This window comes from Pelagicoccus sp. SDUM812005 (genome assembly GCF_031127875.1).
GTDB lineage: Bacteria > Verrucomicrobiota > Verrucomicrobiia > Opitutales > Opitutaceae > Pelagicoccus.
Map to the genome: position 1 here is coordinate 37655 of NZ_JARXIA010000029.1, position 15008 is coordinate 52662.

At 58.2% G+C, this 15008-nt stretch carries 10 protein-coding genes; 2 read left to right on the plus strand and 8 right to left on the minus strand.

The features are described from left to right. Positions 1-2: 2 nt before the first annotated feature. Positions 3-923, plus strand: a complete 921-nt coding sequence (locus tag QEH57_RS23010) for a hypothetical protein (RefSeq protein WP_309009151.1) — start codon at positions 3-5, stop codon at positions 921-923. Positions 924-925: 2 nt separating this feature from the next. Here the strand turns inward: QEH57_RS23010 and QEH57_RS23015 are convergent, their stop codons facing one another. Genes QEH57_RS23015 through QEH57_RS23040 form a run of 6 tightly spaced genes read right to left on the minus strand, consistent with a single transcriptional unit; the run spans position 926 to position 9201 of the window. After that, on the minus strand, positions 926-3394 hold the full coding sequence (locus QEH57_RS23015) for a hypothetical protein (protein WP_309009152.1): 2469 nt from the start codon (positions 3392-3394) through the stop codon (positions 926-928). A 53-nt stretch (positions 3395-3447) separates the two neighbouring features. Then, complete coding sequence (locus QEH57_RS23020; protein ID WP_309009153.1) at positions 3448-5553, minus strand: VWA domain-containing protein; 2106 nt, start codon at positions 5551-5553, stop codon at positions 3448-3450. Then, entirely contained in the window at positions 5550-6581 is a 1032-nt protein-coding gene (locus tag QEH57_RS23025) for a VWA domain-containing protein (protein ID WP_309009154.1), read from the minus strand. Before QEH57_RS23025 ends, QEH57_RS23020 begins: the two co-directional genes overlap by 4 nt. After that, the gene (locus QEH57_RS23030) at positions 6578-7354 is read right to left on the minus strand and encodes a hypothetical protein (protein ID WP_309009155.1); all 777 of its coding nucleotides are present in this window, start codon (positions 7352-7354) and stop codon (positions 6578-6580) included. Before QEH57_RS23030 ends, QEH57_RS23025 begins: the two co-directional genes overlap by 4 nt. 9 nt (positions 7355-7363) lie before the next feature. Next, positions 7364-8230, minus strand: coding sequence for a DUF58 domain-containing protein (locus QEH57_RS23035; protein WP_309009156.1), 867 nt, complete (start codon positions 8228-8230; stop codon positions 7364-7366). Next, a complete protein-coding gene (locus QEH57_RS23040) occupies positions 8227-9201 on the minus strand; it encodes a MoxR family ATPase (RefSeq protein ID WP_309009157.1) in 975 nt (324 codons plus the stop codon). Before QEH57_RS23040 ends, QEH57_RS23035 begins: the two co-directional genes overlap by 4 nt. A 284-nt stretch (positions 9202-9485) precedes the next feature. On the opposite strand from QEH57_RS23040, the gene QEH57_RS23045 reads away from it, so the two are divergent. After that, on the plus strand, positions 9486-11036 hold the full coding sequence (locus tag QEH57_RS23045; protein ID WP_309009158.1) for an MFS transporter: 1551 nt from the start codon (positions 9486-9488) through the stop codon (positions 11034-11036). Between the two features lie 160 nt (positions 11037-11196). Here the strand turns inward: QEH57_RS23045 and QEH57_RS23050 are convergent, their stop codons facing one another. Continuing rightward, on the minus strand, positions 11197-12120 hold the full coding sequence (locus QEH57_RS23050; protein ID WP_309009159.1) for a ThuA domain-containing protein: 924 nt from the start codon (positions 12118-12120) through the stop codon (positions 11197-11199). Between the two features lie 313 nt (positions 12121-12433). After that, the gene (locus QEH57_RS23055; protein ID WP_309009160.1) at positions 12434-14788 is read right to left on the minus strand and encodes a PDZ domain-containing protein; all 2355 of its coding nucleotides are present in this window, start codon (positions 14786-14788) and stop codon (positions 12434-12436) included. Positions 14789-15008 lie beyond the last annotated feature (220 nt).

A 15008-nucleotide genomic window follows, 5' to 3' on the forward strand; every position in this document is an offset into this window, starting at 1 on the left:
TCATGGCCAAAACGATACAAAGCCACAAACGCGCGAAGGCCCTCCTCGCTGGAATAGCCCTGTATTCGCTTTCAGGATGCGCTCCTAGCCTCATCCAAGACGGACTCGTTTTGGACCTCGACGCCGACAAAGGCCTCACGCTCGAGGATGGCGACAAGGTTGCCATCTGGACCAACCAAGCTCCGAATCCTCGGGCCATCGACTTCAAAAACACCGAAGAAGGTCGGACCCTAACAATCATCACCCAAGAAGAGCCGGGCACCGGTCGTCCAACCCTCGTGAAAAGTTCGAGCGAGATCAAGGGACACAACAGCCTCGTCTTCCGGGAGGACGAATTGATCAACGACAACGACGAAGCCTTCCACGGCATGATGACCGGCAGCGGCTACACGTGGTTCGCCGTCATAAAACCCTACGAACAGGCCGGTCCCGGCAAGCTGAACTCCAAGTATCCCAACGCCTTCTTCGGAAACCTTCGCAACACCGCTAAACCTCAGCTGGAAGGCGGACAATACGCCGGCTTTTGGGGCTCCTTCTACCCCGACGGACGCGTCTACATGGGCTCCCGCAATGGACTCAGCGAAAAGGTCCGCGACGCAATCAATACGCCCGAAGTCGCCGCTCCGCCGCCCGCCGTGGGCCAGTGGCACATCATCATGGGTCGACAAGGCTCCGGCCAAGGCACAGTCAAATTAGATCTTTTCGTCAACGACCCTGTGACTCCCGCCAACTCGAGCGACTTTCCCGTCGGCAACGTAGAGCCAAGCCGCATGGCGATCGGCACCGAACGCAATGCCATCAACCACCAGGGCAAGGAATCCTTCGACGGAGAGCTCGCCCGTCTCCTGATGTACGAACGAGACCTCAGCCAAGACGAAATGCAGCAAGTCTACGACGTCCTAAAACGACGCTATTTCAAATAGCCCTAAAGCGTTTCTACGCTTGCCCGCGGCAGCCAGCACTCCTCACCCGCACCGAAGGACACCCGCAACCAATCGCCTCGGACCTCCTTCACCCGCAGCTCCAAGCCGCTGTGCAAGGGACCGTTGAAGGCCGATTGGTACGCATAACTCGGTCCTTTGCGGCCGTAGGCTTCCGCCGCGATCAGCACGGCTTCATCCTCTCCCCCATAGCGATGCCTGAGCTCCCCTAGGGCGAGTCCGCCGGACAAAGCCAGCCCCAAGGCTGCCATCATGAAGACGCCGCGAACCCGGTAGCGCTGCCAGCAGAGCAGCAATGCCCAGCTCGCCAACCAAAGCACGGAAAGGAACGCGAGGATCCAGCGCGTCGGCCAACGCGTATCCGTTTCCGCCGACAATTCGTCCAAGCGCAAGGCCCGCGCCGACGCCAGAGCTTGCTCGATCCGTTCATCCCAGGGCTGAAAAGCGCGCGCTTTCCGGTAGGCGACGATCGAACGGCCAATCTCCCCGGCTTCGAACCAAGCGTTGCCTGAATTGTACCACGAGGCCCCCGGGCGAATCCCCTCCCGAGCGCAGGACTCGAACGCCAGCGCCGCCTCCACGAAAGCGGCCTCGATCTCGCTGGACGCCGCTCCGGAACCGGCTTTCTGCAATGCCGCCTCAAACACGGCTTCCGCCTCGGACCAATCCGCCGCGTCCAACTGCGGCCCCATCCCCAAGCCGACCAGCAACAGCCCCACGCCGGCGACCCTGACCAAGGAACGATAAATCCGCTCTCCCACCGCTCGACTGCGTTCGCCGCTCGCTTCCGCGACAGCGCCCGACTTGCTTTGCTTCGAATACATCAAGTCCTCCGGCGTCCTCAGCAAGGTCACCGCTTCCTCCACGAGCTCCCGCTCGCAACCAGCTTTCCGCAAAAGCTCGCCCATCTCGCTAGCCGTCAAGGCAGGCCCCGAACGCTCGAAGCATTCAGCAATCAAGCGCCGCAAGGCGGTCGGACCTTCCTGCGATACCCGAGCCCGAAAAGCCAAGACCGCAGCCCTCCTTTTTCCATACAGGGCATCCACTAGGCGACGCCGTCTTTCGCGTACCCAAGGCCTCAATACAAAAAAGAGCAAGGGCCCCAGCAAAAGGAAAAACCAAAACCCGTCCGCTAGGACGGAAACCACTACATGCGTCAGATCACTCATCGTATTCCCTTTTTCGTTATGCCAAATTCCTGCAGCGGACTTCTCCACCGGACGCATCGCTCCGGGCAAGCCCGTCAGCGGGAAGTGCGTCTCCCCGTCCTTGGCCTGCACTTCCATGGGTATCGAAGCGGTCTCTATCGTCCGATACTCCCCATTCTCAATGTCGAAAACCTGGAAGGTCAAACTGGGGAAGTAGGCGAGGCTCCCAACCAAAGGCCGTCCCCGAACCGTGAAAAGCCGTCCATCCGCCTGCCAGCGCTCCCCCATCTCTTCCGCCACCCAGAAGCGATGGCGTAAGTTGCGCTGCAAGGTAAGCGGCGACATTTCCAGCATCTCCGAACAAACCTCCGATCGAACGAAGACTTCGATATCGAACAACTGGCCGAGCTCCAACTCCGTAGGCGATACCGAAACCTCGATCGATTCTGGCGAAAACAAACCGCTGAACGACTCCTTGCGTCCGCTCTCCGGAAGCGGAAGCACCTCCAGCGACAGGGCTCCAGAAGTAGCGCGCAGCTTTTGGTAAGCCTTGCTGCGATCAACCGGCTCGAAGAGGCTGTTATTGAAATAGGACGCGTATTGGTGGGCGCCATAACCGCCCTCCTCCAAGAGCGAACAGGCAAGCTCCATCTCCGGAATTTCATAGCGACCTGCCGCTTCGAAGCGTACCCAAATCGAAAACCGAACCTCTCCAAGGCTACCTTCCGACTCCCCTTGATTCTGTATTCGATGGGCAATCACACGTCTGCCTCCCACCGGCAAGCCAAACTGAGCCTCTGGCGGCACTTGGCTTCGCGGCACGAAGACCTTTACGCTGGGATCGCTAAAAAAGCTGGGGACCAAGCGAAACGCTCGCAAGCGGGACACCGGCAAATCGCTTTTCCAAACGAAATCGATCCGCAGCGGTTCTCCCGCATAAACCTGCCGACGCTGCACATCGACCGCTAGTTCCATCCGATCGCTAGTCACAGTTTCACTCGCTTGAAACTGTTTCGGACGGGTTTTCCACACCGACTCGCCCACCTGAAAACGAAGCGAAGGGAAGGTACGGATTCCCACTCGACGCGGTACGAATTCGATCACCGCAAGGTGGGAGCCCCGCTCGTCGTCCTTCAACTCGATGACCTGACTACTGTAAAAGCGAACTTCCTCGCTCGCGTCCGGCAGCTCCAAAACGGGCTCCTCCTCGCTCTCCAGGAAGACAAACGCTGTCCCCAGTTCGTCGACAAACCAACTCGCTTCCTTGAACTGGACCTCCAAGTCCTCGCCGGCCAAAAGGCTCATGCAAGCGATTGCCCAAACCAGTGTGATACTTTTTCGGATACAAAACATACGCATCACCAATCTTTCTCGACCTCCCCGGCATTCGCCTTCGCTCGCTGCTCCTGCCGGAACTGCTGGCTGCCCATTTCTTCGGAAAGGATTTCTTCCGGCGAATAGTTCGGCAACGGCAAGGCTTGCATATGGGCATCCGCCCGAAACTCGCCTTCCATTCCCATGGAAGAAGGCATGCCTTCGCCTTCTTCGCCCATCTCGAAATCCTCGTAGTCCTCCCAATCCCCGTCTTCGCCCTCTTCCGATTCGGACGAAGCAAAAAGATCCAGAATCTCCTGCAAGCGCTGCTCCACCGTGACTTGACGCTCCCTTGCCTCCGGCCAGTTCTTCCACTCTGCAAACAGCGCCTCCGCCGTTTCCTGTCCATCGATGGCTTGTTGCATCAACACGAGCGGTCGCGACAAGAGTGTTTCCGCTGCGGTCGCGGTTGGGTCGGAGTTCGCTCGCTCGAGCAACAGCGCATTGAGCTCGCGCATCAGTTTTTGGATACGCTCTCCCTCCTCCCGCGAGGCCCCCTGCGCTTCGGAAAGTTCCCTCGACCGCTGCTTCCCATTGGCCGGCTCCATAGCGGCCTCCGCTGACGCTCCCTTGCGGCTCCGGGCTCCCGCCCCCCGCAAAGGGTCTTCCGCCGCATTGGCGGAACGCAACTCCTGCTGGGCAACCAACAGCGCCTCGATCCGCTCCAGCAGCGCTTCGAGAGCATCGTTTTCCTGTCGCTCCTTTTCCGCTTCCTCGGCCACGATTGCCTCCAGCTCTCCGATGACCTCCACCAGCTGCCCGAGTCGCTGCTTCGCGCGCAACAGCTGCGGATTCTCGCGAGCCGCTTGCAAAAAGGACTCGCGAGCCTCCAACGCGTACGCCAACGCATCCCGCGGCGCCGCGTCCCTCAGGCCTTCCGCATACTTCAGCTGGCTCAAGCCAAGATTGAAGGACAGCGCCGCCCGCGCCGGAAGCTTGCTCTCTGCGGGAAGCAAGCCCGCAAAGGCCATCGCCGCGTCCTCGTAGCGTCCTTCCGCGTAGCTCGCCGCGGCCGCCTCGTAGCTGAACTCCTGATCCTCCCCCGACAAATCGTTCCCCGCGCTCCCGAGCCCGAAAAGCAAGGCCAGACCGAGATTGCGGAACGCTCCCCTCCCAAAGGTCGGGTGAGCGAGAACGACTAAAACGAAAGCCAAAGGCATGAGAAAAAAGGCTCCCTCCCGGTAAACGGTATAACCGGCATCTCCATCCAAGGCGGAACTGGCTTTCCCTTGGGCAAAATCTTGGTAGATCTCTCCCAACTGGTACGGATCGGTGCCGACATTGACGTATTCACCTCCTGGACACGCTTTCGCCAAGCCTTGCAGCGCCTCTTGCTCCTGGGTGGTGTAAACCGTTTCTCCCTCGTGGCGAAGCGACGCCGGGCTTCCGTCTTCGCTTTCGACCGGGATCGTCGCCCCAAGCTGAGGATCGCCGATCCCGACCACCAATAGCTCTACGCCGCTCTCGCGCACCCGCTCCACCACCTGGTCCAAGCTAGGAGCATGGTCCTCGCCATCCGTCAAAACCACCACGTCCTGAAAGCCCGCCCGCTCCGCAGCGAGAACTTGATCCGTCACCTTTTCGACGGCCGATAGCAAAAAGCTCCCTCCGAACTCGACGCTGCGCGGCTGCACTTGGGAAAGCATATAGCGAACAAAGTCATAGTCCGCCGTCAAGGGACAGGAGATGGAGGCGCTACCGGCATAGATCACCAAGCCGACCTGCTCGCTCTCGAACCGATCGAGGCAATCCGCGATTCCCTGCTTCGCCGACTCGAGCCGCGACGGATAAGCGTCCTGAGCCAACATGCTCCGCGAAACGTCCAAAACGAAAACGACATCCCTTCCTGTATTCGAAATGGAATGACGAACCGGATCGTAGCTGGGACGAGCCAAAGCGATTACGAGAATCGCAAAGCTCGCGATCCACAGGAACTCCCGCTTTTCTCCAACAGGTCGCGACTCCGCTTGCCCCCACTGCTGGCGCGCGAGGCGACGCTTGATCCGCGCCCTGCGGAGCAGCCAAAACAGTGCCGGCACTCCCAGGAGGAGCCCCAACATACCCGGCCATTGAAACGTGAATTCGCTCATGACGTGACCCTCAACCACGTTGTCGACAGGATCAGGCGCAGGATCAAGCAGACCAAAGCCAGCGACAGGGGAAACCAGAACACTTCGCTCACCACAGCGAAACTCTTAGTCTCGATTGTAGTTCGTTCCAGCTCGTCGATCTCCGCGTACACCGATTTCAACGATTCAAAGTCGCTGGCCCGCCGAAACAGCCCGCCCGTCTCCTCGCTGATCCGCGAAAGCACCTGCTCCGCATTGCTCAAGGGCAACTCATGCGGCAGGCGATCTCCCGCAAATCCGCCATCCGGCTCCCCGAGACTGATCGCGTAGATGCGGCAGCCCCATTCCTTGGCCAAACCGGCTGCCTCCAGCGGCAAGTGGTTGCCGGAATTGTTTTCGCCATCCGTCAGCAACACCACCACCCGGCTCTCGATATCGGCCAATTTGCGAGAGGAACTCGCTGCCTTCAACTCGTCCAAATGCTTCAATCGAGCGCAGGCCAAAGCCAGGGCATCGCCATAAGCCGTGCCGTCTTCATTGGGCCGGTCTTGTATTTCCAGATCCCTTACAATCTGAACCAAGGCCTTATGCCCGAAGGTCAAGGGACTGCGCGTATCCGCATAGCGAGCAAAGCTGATCAAGCCAATCAAGTCGTTCGGCCGCCCATTCAGCAGCTCCCCATCGCCCGCGATGAACTGCTCGACCAAAACCTTGGCAACGTCCATGCGCGATCGCTTTCCCTCGCCGGGCACGATCAAAGTCTGGTCCATGCTGCTCGATACGTCTACCAGCATCTCGATGGCGATCCCCTCCGCTTCGTCTACGAACTCCTCCGAAACGCGTTGTGGACGCGCCAGAGCGCCAAGCAGCAAAACGAAAAAGCCCAACTCAAGGGCCCGCAGCATCCAAAGGTAACCGGCCCTGCCCTTCCCCAAGGAACTCCACTGCCGCAGCGACGCCACCTTCACTCCGCGCCGGGCCCCTGCTCGCAGGAAGGGAACAACCGCTAGCGCCAAAAAGAGAAAGACCCACGGATACAAAAAGCTCATCGCTCGACCTCCTTCCGCATGGCGGCCAAAAGCTCGGACGTATCCTCGCTTTTTGAATACGCATAACGCTCAAGAGCCGCACGCGACTCCTCCGAGAACTGGTCTCCATATTCGGAATACAAGACTCCGGCCTTCCGCTTGCTCAGGCTCCCTTCCGCCAAAACCTGCTTCAGACAGAGAGCAAGCTCACTCTCGGCATCCACCGAAAGCGTTTCCCGTTTACCCAATCTCCGTGAATACACCTTCCATCCGACAATCAAGCCCACCAGGACAACGAAACCTGCCAAAAGCCCTGCGATCAGCCAACCGCTCTTCGCATCTTTCGTATCCTCGGTTTGCGGCAGCGGCTCCAGACGATCCGCATCCGCGAGCTCCTCGAAACCAAGGACCTGGACCTCCCTCGCCTCGATCGCCACTTCTCGTCTCGCACCTTCGGGCCCCGTAAAGAAAGAGCCACCTTCGAGAGCGGCGCGCCCTGGCTCGATTGCTTGGTAGGACAAATCCCAATACACGAGGTAGCCACCTTCTGCTCCCCGTTGCACGGGAAAGGCCTGCGAGGAGAGCAAGCGGAGATGGGGATGCTGCGGCGGCTCCAGTTCCCAGCGCTGGAAGGCTTGCATCTCCAGGCCAAGCCTCAGCTGGAAAACGTCGCCGGGGTGCAGCGCTCCCTCCCTCTCGGATTCCATCCGCACTCGCTCGAGCTCTTGGGAGTTCGAGCGAACACCCGCCGACAACAGCGCCGCAAGGCAAAGGATTCGAAGCAGCCAATTCATTACGATTCGCTAACCTCCCGTCTCATCTGCGACCAGACGTTGCCGCGAACGGAAAAACTGGGACAGTGCTGCAACGCAATCTTCCCCTGCCACGATTTCCACCAAATCTACCGAGCAATCGAGCATCAGCCTCCGAAGCGCCTCCGACCGGGAACTGCCTGCCTCTCCGCTCGAAAAGTCCAGCACCCGAACCTCCTCTGTCTCCGCATCTTCGATACGTACCAAACCGCAATCCGGCACCTTCAATTCCTGAGGCTCCAGCAAGCTAACCGCAATCAAGTCGTGTAAATACGCAACCGAGCGCAGCTCGTCCTCGAAGCCGTCTCCCAGAAAATCCGACATCAGAAATGCCACCGAGCGCTTGCGGGCCAAGTGCCCCAACGCGTTCAGAGCAGCGCTCAAATTCGTTCCCTTGCCCTTCGGTTGAAAGGTCGCCACCGCATCCATGATTCGGATACCATGCAGTCGCCCTTTGCCGGGAGGCACGACGAGCTCCACTTCCTCGCTAAACAGGATAAGTCCAACGCGATCGTTGTTCTTAAGCGCCGCCAAGGTCAGCAAGGAACAGAGTTCGACCAAGGTGTTGCGCTTCGTTCCTCCGCTATCGCTCAGTGCGGAAGCCGACAGGTCCACCAGCAAGAAAAAGTACTGCTCTCGCTCCTCGACATAGCGCTTAACGTGCGGCACGCCCGTGCGAGCCGTGACCTTCCAGTCCATAGCCCGCACGTCGTCGCCCGGAGCGTAAGGACGCACGTCCTCGAACTCGATCCCCCGTCCCTTGAACACGCTGCGGTACTCGCCCGCGAGCAAGTGCTCGACCGGGCGACGGCATTTCAGCTCCAGCAAGTTGAGCCGACTGTCGCTATCGGGCGTCATGCTTCGACGATCGGTACTTCAGCTAAAATGCGATCGATCAAGTCGTCGGAGCTAAGCCCTTCCGCTTCCGCTCGGTAGGAAATGGCCATGCGGTGGCGCAGCACGTCGTGAGCGATTTCCTTTACGTCTTCCGGAGTGGCGAAATCCCGATGCTTGAGCATCGCCACCCCGCGTGCCGCCAAGGAGAGGTTAATGGTCGCCCGCGGCGAAGCCCCAAATCGCAAGTAGCGGTCGAGCTTCAGCCCGTAACGGCTCGGATTGCGAGTCGCGTCCACCAATCTCAAAATATAGCGTTCCACCTTGTCGTCGATATACAGCTCGTCCAGCAGGCCGCGCATCTCCACGATCTCCTGCAGCGACATCACCGGCTCGACCGAAGTCTTAGGCGCCGCTCGAGCCATACGCTTCATCACCAAGTGCTCGTCCTCCATACTTGGATACCCGACCTTCAGCTTGAACATGAAGCGGTCCACCTGGGCCTCGGGAAGCGCATAGGTCCCCTCTTGCTCGATCGGATTCTGGGTCGCCAGCACCAAGAACGGATACGGCAGCTTAAAGGTTTCCTTGCCCAGCGTCACTTGCTTCTCCTGCATCGCTTCCAGCAAAGCGCTCTGCACCTTGGCCGGAGCGCGGTTGATTTCGTCGGCCAGCACGATATTCGCGAATACCGGCCCTTTCTCCGCCGAAAACTCGTGCTGCTTCGGATCATAGACCAAACTGCCAACCAAGTCGCTGGGCAACAGGTCCGGAGTGAACTGCACGCGGTTGAAGTCCGCCTTCAGCGATTTCGCCAAGGTGGTCGCCACCAAGGTCTTGGCCACGCCCGGCACGCCTTCCATCAGCACGTGCCCATTGCACAGGAACGCCAGCAGCAGCCGGTCAACCAAGGCCTCTTGGCCAACCACGACCTCGGAGAGGCAACGCCTCACTTCGTCCAGTTTCGAACAAGCATTTTCAATCAAGTCTTTCATTTGTGGGGGGACGCGAATCCTTTTGGCTAGAGCCCAACATGGCGAGTCACAAAATGGCAACGTTTCGCTTTTCTTTCCCGCTCCTCAACCGCTCTCCCACAGCCAGCGGACAATACCTCCATGTGGATTTCCGATAAACGTAGGTTGGACAATTCGCATTGCCCCGCCACCGTCCAGACAGTAGCTACCCCCATGCCCCCGCGGCCGCGAAAAATCCCGCCTACCAAGGGACTCGACGCCGCCGCTTCCCTGAACCCCACGTAGTGGATGCCTAAATACACGATATGATTAGCGAGCACGACAAAAAGGTCCTCTTCTGGGCCAGTTTCCTAGCCCTTTTAGCCGCCGGCGTCGGATTCGCCTACCGGGTCATGGTGCTCGGACAGTGGCAAAGCGAGTTCAACCTGACCGGAGCCGAGGTTGGACGCATCTTCGGAGCCTCCCTCTGGCCGATCGCCGTTACCATGATTCTTTTCAGTCTCATCGTGGACAAGGTCGGACACAAGCCCTCCATCTACTGCGCCTTCGTCCTGCAAGCCGTATCCGGAATCCTGAGCTTTCTCGCCGACAGCCCCAACGCCCTCTTCTGGGCCGCCTTCTGCGCCGGCCTCGGACACGGCATCATCGAAGCCGTTATCAACCCGGTCTGCGCCAGCATCTACAGCGACCAGAAAAGCAAGATGCTGAACTTCCTGCACGCCGCCTGGCCGGCTGGACTGGTGGCGGGCGGAGTCGTAATGCTCACTCCCGGCCTATCCGACCTAGGCTGGCACATCCAAGGCCTCTGGATCTTGGTGCCGACCTTGATTTATGGATACCTCTTCATCAAACCGAAGTTTCCAGTAGACGAACGGGTAAAAGCGAACGTGCCCTACGCCGACATGCTCAAGGAAGTCGGATTCCTCGGCGCCTTCATCGCCTCCTTCCTGCTCACCTACGAGATCTACCGCGTGATCTGCGACTACCTGCTCAAGGTTCCGCCTCCAGAAAACCTGATCTATATCAGCCTGGGAATCGGAGCCCTTATCGGCGCCGTCTTCGGAATCTTCACAAAATCCATGGGCAAGGTGCTCTACTTCATCCTCTGCGTCCTGATGATCCCCCTCGCCACCACCGAACTCGGAACCGATGCGTGGATCAAGGAACTGATGACGCCTACCATGGGCGCCGCCGCCGGCTGGGCAATCGTAGCTTCGGCATTCATCATGATGGTCCTACGCTTCCAGGCAGGCCATCTCACCACCCGCTTCTCGCCGCCTACCATCCTCGTGATCAGCAGCATCTTCTCCTTCGCCGGGCTGATGGCCCTGTCCGTATCCACCGGAGCTCTGGTCTGGTTCGCCTTCATCCTCTACGCCGTGGGACAAACCTTCTACTGGCCAACAGTGCTGGGCCTCGCTTCCGAACAATACCCACGCGGCGGCGCCTTGAGCCTCAATACCGTATCCGCAATCGGACTACTGTCGGTCGGCATCATCGGCACCCCTATCATGGGAGCGTTCAGCGACAACCATACCGTCAACAACGTACGCGAAATATCGACCTCCGTCTACGAAGCGTCGAAGACGGAAGCATCCTTCTTCGGCGTGGCCTACGATTCCATCGACCGCGGAAAAGCGAAAGCGGCCGCGGAAACTGCAAACCTAGGCAGCGAATACAGCGAAGCAATCAACACTGCCTCTCGCCAATCCCTCCGAACCACCGCCCTTAGCTTCCCCCTCCTCATGCTGGTGGCCTTCGCCTTGATCGGGCTCTATTTCCGTTCCAAAGGTGGATACAAGCCCATCACCCTGCAAGCAGCCGACCAAGCGGCCGAGTCGGACCCCGGAGTCTAGAGCATTTATCGTTTGATCATTCGCATAAGGTAGGGCGGGACCGCCGGGCACGCCGCGTTTCCCTCATCACACAAAACGAAAAACGCTCTACTGGAATGCAACCGGAGTTGCCCCCATACGGATTCGGGCAACTCCCATTGTTCTTCGCGACCATCGATGCCTACTTCGCCTTCGGCGCGGAGTGGTTCAAGTTCAACTGCTCTTCCGTAAGCTCAAGCGCATCGAAGCCTTCCTCCGGGACGTCCAATCCCGAGATCCAAGCCACGCTGTTTACCATCTGCTTGCGAATGTCTTCGTTCGTCCAAAAGTTCCGATGGATGTGCCCGAGCGTCGTCCCCAGGCTCCTGCCGCCGCCTGCCCGTTCGTAGCTCCAGAAAATCGTTCGCTCCCGCTCGCTCTCGAAGCTTGCTACCAGCGAATGGTCCTTCTCGAAGCGCTTTTGCTCGATCAGATTATGAAACGTCGGCACCTCGTCCAAAGGCTCGGCCACGACCACCGGTACGATATCCTTTACGAACTCCATGCGATAATAGATTTCGTCAAAGATTCGATACGGCTCCACGCCTCGGTTGACCGGATGCGCGGCAAGCTTGCCTTCGATATGGCTATACTTGGTAAGCGTCTTGCTTTTGCTGTCGCCCGCATAAAAACCTCCGATCCATTTATTGAAGTAGGTTCCCTTGAAATCAGGCTCCTTCCGACCGAAAGGCACCGTCGCATAATGCACGAAAAGCAGACCTAAATCGCTGTTCCTTTCCTGGAGAGCGTCAAACTCATCCATGCGATCCTTCAAGAGGTGATTCGCGTCGCCATCGCATATGATAACAATCGCATCCGCCTCCTCCAATTGCGACGGCTCCGGCCACGCCCCGTCGAGAAACAACTGGGTATCGAAGCGCGCCTTGCTCTGCCGCTGTAGCAAATTCTCGAGTACGGAAATATCGGAATTGCACTCGTGGTGCCCGTACCCATGGGTCTTTTTCCCGGAGAGCAATAAAACATTCTTGGTTTCCGGATCGGCTTGCAGGTGCAGTGCCGCAAAGCAAAAAAGGAGAGAAAGCAAAAAGGCGTAAATTCGTTTCATAATCGTGTCGCCAACCATAGCGGTTCCCCGCTCACCGGCAACCTCCATTCGAACTCGTTTCGGAGATTCCTCGATATCTATAAAAAAAGTTCATCACCCTTTTGCGGGGAGACGCTCTCGCGCGTAGGGCTGGCGCTCGCGCCACGCCGCAATGCAGGATATTAGTGCAGGGATCTGCGGCACGTCGCAAGCAACCTTCGCTCTTTAAGCTTCGTCTCCCACAGCGACGGCCCTGCAGGTAAACTGTTATCCCAATGCTTTTGGCGATGAACCAAAAAAAAGGGCAACGCATCGCGTTGCCCTTCTCGTCGCGCTATAAGTTAATCGACAACTCTATCAACTCCTGGTTGCGCACCACCTTGAACACCACCTCGCCCTTGGCACCGGCGATAGCCCGCTTGAACTGATTTACGTTCTTGGTCTTGCGCCCGTCGACCGCCTGGATCAGGTCGCCGTTGCGCAAGCCCGCGTTCTTCGCAGGACCGATGGGACCAATTCCCGAAACGGCCAAGCCGCCATCGGCTTTGCTCACCCCATAGGCGGAAAATTCCTCGCCGGTGAGTTCCGTTAAGACCGCCCCCATCCAAGCCGTGCTGGCGCCTGCCATTTCACCCTGGGACTTCCGAATCTGCGGGATGACCGGGGTGCGAGCGATGGCCTTGAGGGAGGGCTTCTTCACGCCGAACTGATCCATTGGGAAATTCTTGAAGCCAATTGCCAAGGCGGGCGAACCGTCCTTCACGCGGAAGTCCCCAGCCGCCGGATCGACGAACATCGGGTCCCCGTAGATAGAATTCTTATCCCAGTTTCGGACCTTGGACACCTTCATCACCTGCGCTTCGCTCGCAGCATAGAGGTTGCGGTCCACCTGGGTTCCGCCCTTCGTGAAATCCTCCGCCATACGAGCAGGCTTGTGGGGAGTCATAAATATATTGGAAAAAACTTGGTCGCCGCTGGCGTGATACCAAACGTGCGGATGCAGGCCATTGTTTACCGTAATGTTATTCCAAGCGTAGCGACGGAAGCCTTCGCGAAGCTTAAGGCCATTGTTCAACATCAAGTTATTATAGATCTCGTAGTTTGTAGAACCGTCGTCGAGGTCGATATCCCAACCGTGGTCACAACGCCAGCGACTGTCGCGTATCACCGTAGTATCCCCCGCGTCCAAAAACGGAAAATTCGGCTCTTCGTCGATCACGGACTGGGAATAGTCGCGATCCTTGTGCCAGAAACGGTCCCGACCCCACGAGTTGAAAGAACCGTGGTCATGCGTTTCCAATACCGTATCGAACACGTCGCAGCGCTCGATCAAGTGACCGCCCCAAGTGCCCTCGCTAATATTGATGCCCGCCCGGGCCGTGTCGTAAATGGAAACGTCCCGCACCGTAATGCCCTTCGCCATGGAGATCTGCACTCCGGCAGGCTGACGCTCCACGCGACCAATGCCATGGATCAAGCAATCCTCTACTGCAGAGTTCGCCGGATAATTGTTCGTCTTCGGTCCGGGCTCCCGGGAAACCTTCATCAAGTCGTTGGTCTCGTGATACTCGAAAAGCGGGTCTCGCACCGCATTGGGATCGCCTACGAAACACACGCCGCTCGCGCCTGCATCATGGATGTGGCAACCCTTGACCAAAACGTTTCGGTTGTAGTTGTTCACGAAGATCGCGTTTCCACCCACCTGGTCGAACTCCGTATCGAGGATTTGGATATCCTCGGTTCCCGTTAGAAAGAACGCACCGCCACGATAGATAGCCCAGTCCGAACGCAAGAGCGGTTCCTTGCTATCCATGAAGGTACGGGCCGCATGCCGCACCACGAAACCCTGCAGGGTGATGTGCTTGACGGGATGCATCTCCGAACCCTGGAACTCTACCAGATGTCGAAGCCGTACCACTTCAAACTTCGCGTACTTCAAGTCCACGCCGGACGCTGGCTTGTAGTAGAGCGTATTGCTCCTAGAGTTGTGATACCATTCTCCCTCAGCATCCAGCTCTTCGAAGATGTTTTCCACCATGCGAAAATCCTTATGCATCCCCATCTTTCGGTTGTTCTGCCAACCGCCTTCGTAGATCACTTCTCCGGATTCGTCCTTGCCAGTAATCAGGTAGTGGTACCCGCCCCAGCGCTTGGTATGCATCGCATGAATGTATCCACCTTCTGGGTTCGCCCAATTAGCGGCCCGTTCCTTCGAAAACGCATCGGCTGCGTAGCCTTGGTAAGGTTCGGCTTTCTTCACCGGATCATAGTTCGGATACCGGGCCATCCTTTGGTTAACTCCGTCTACGAACAGTTGATCGACTCGCAAACCTGCAGGCGTATCCGCCTGGTAGATTCCATCTCGATACGGCTTCCAGCTTAGCTCCAGCTCGGAACCGCCACTCAGGATAGCGCCCCCTTCGTTCACCGCTCGATAAGTTACCGGATACATCTTGGTTCCGGAATCCTCCGGAGTGAAAACCAACGTTTCCGGCAAGTAGTAGATCCCATCGGCCACGTGAACCGTCACCGATTCTTCTCCCGCATAGCTCCGCGCCTTTTGCTGAGCAGCAGCCAAGGAAGCCAAAGGCTTGCCGCGCTGTCCGCTATTGGAGTCAGCCCCGTCGGGACTCACGTAGATATCGGCCGCCTGCCCCGTAGAAAAGACGGCACCGATTAAAACACTCAACAAGAGAGACTTGGGTTTCTTCATAACACACTAATAGATAAATCAATCGTTTCGATAAGGGGCTAGCCTGGATTATTCATGAGATTCGTAGCGAGCGTTCGCGAGCCCAGTACGGAAGTGGGTTTGACGCTGGTTCGCGGGCTAGGCTGGGTTGAAACCCGCTTCGGTCGCGAAACAAGGCAACCCCACTTCCGGGCGGGATTCGTGGTCGCGCAGCAGA

Excerpts from the sequence above, each read along its gene's own strand:
- QEH57_RS23010 (WP_309009151.1), top strand. The coding sequence starts at position 3 with ATGGCCAAAACGATACAAAGCCACAAACGCGCGAAGGCCCTCCTCGCT.
- QEH57_RS23015 (WP_309009152.1), bottom strand. The coding sequence starts at position 3,394 with ATGAGCCTTTTGGCCGGCGAGGACTTGGAGGTCCAGTTCAAGGAAGCG.
- QEH57_RS23020 (WP_309009153.1), bottom strand. The coding sequence starts at position 5,553 with ATGAGCGAATTCACGTTTCAATGGCCGGGTATGTTGGGGCTCCTCCTG.
- QEH57_RS23025 (WP_309009154.1), bottom strand. The coding sequence starts at position 6,581 with ATGAGCTTTTTGTATCCGTGGGTCTTTCTCTTTTTGGCGCTAGCGGTT.
- QEH57_RS23030 (WP_309009155.1), bottom strand. The coding sequence starts at position 7,354 with ATGAATTGGCTGCTTCGAATCCTTTGCCTTGCGGCGCTGTTGTCGGCG.
- QEH57_RS23035 (WP_309009156.1), bottom strand. The coding sequence starts at position 8,230 with ATGACGCCCGATAGCGACAGTCGGCTCAACTTGCTGGAGCTGAAATGC.
- QEH57_RS23040 (WP_309009157.1), bottom strand. The coding sequence starts at position 9,201 with ATGAAAGACTTGATTGAAAATGCTTGTTCGAAACTGGACGAAGTGAGG.
- QEH57_RS23045 (WP_309009158.1), top strand. The coding sequence starts at position 9,486 with ATGATTAGCGAGCACGACAAAAAGGTCCTCTTCTGGGCCAGTTTCCTA.
- QEH57_RS23050 (WP_309009159.1), bottom strand. The coding sequence starts at position 12,120 with ATGAAACGAATTTACGCCTTTTTGCTTTCTCTCCTTTTTTGCTTTGCG.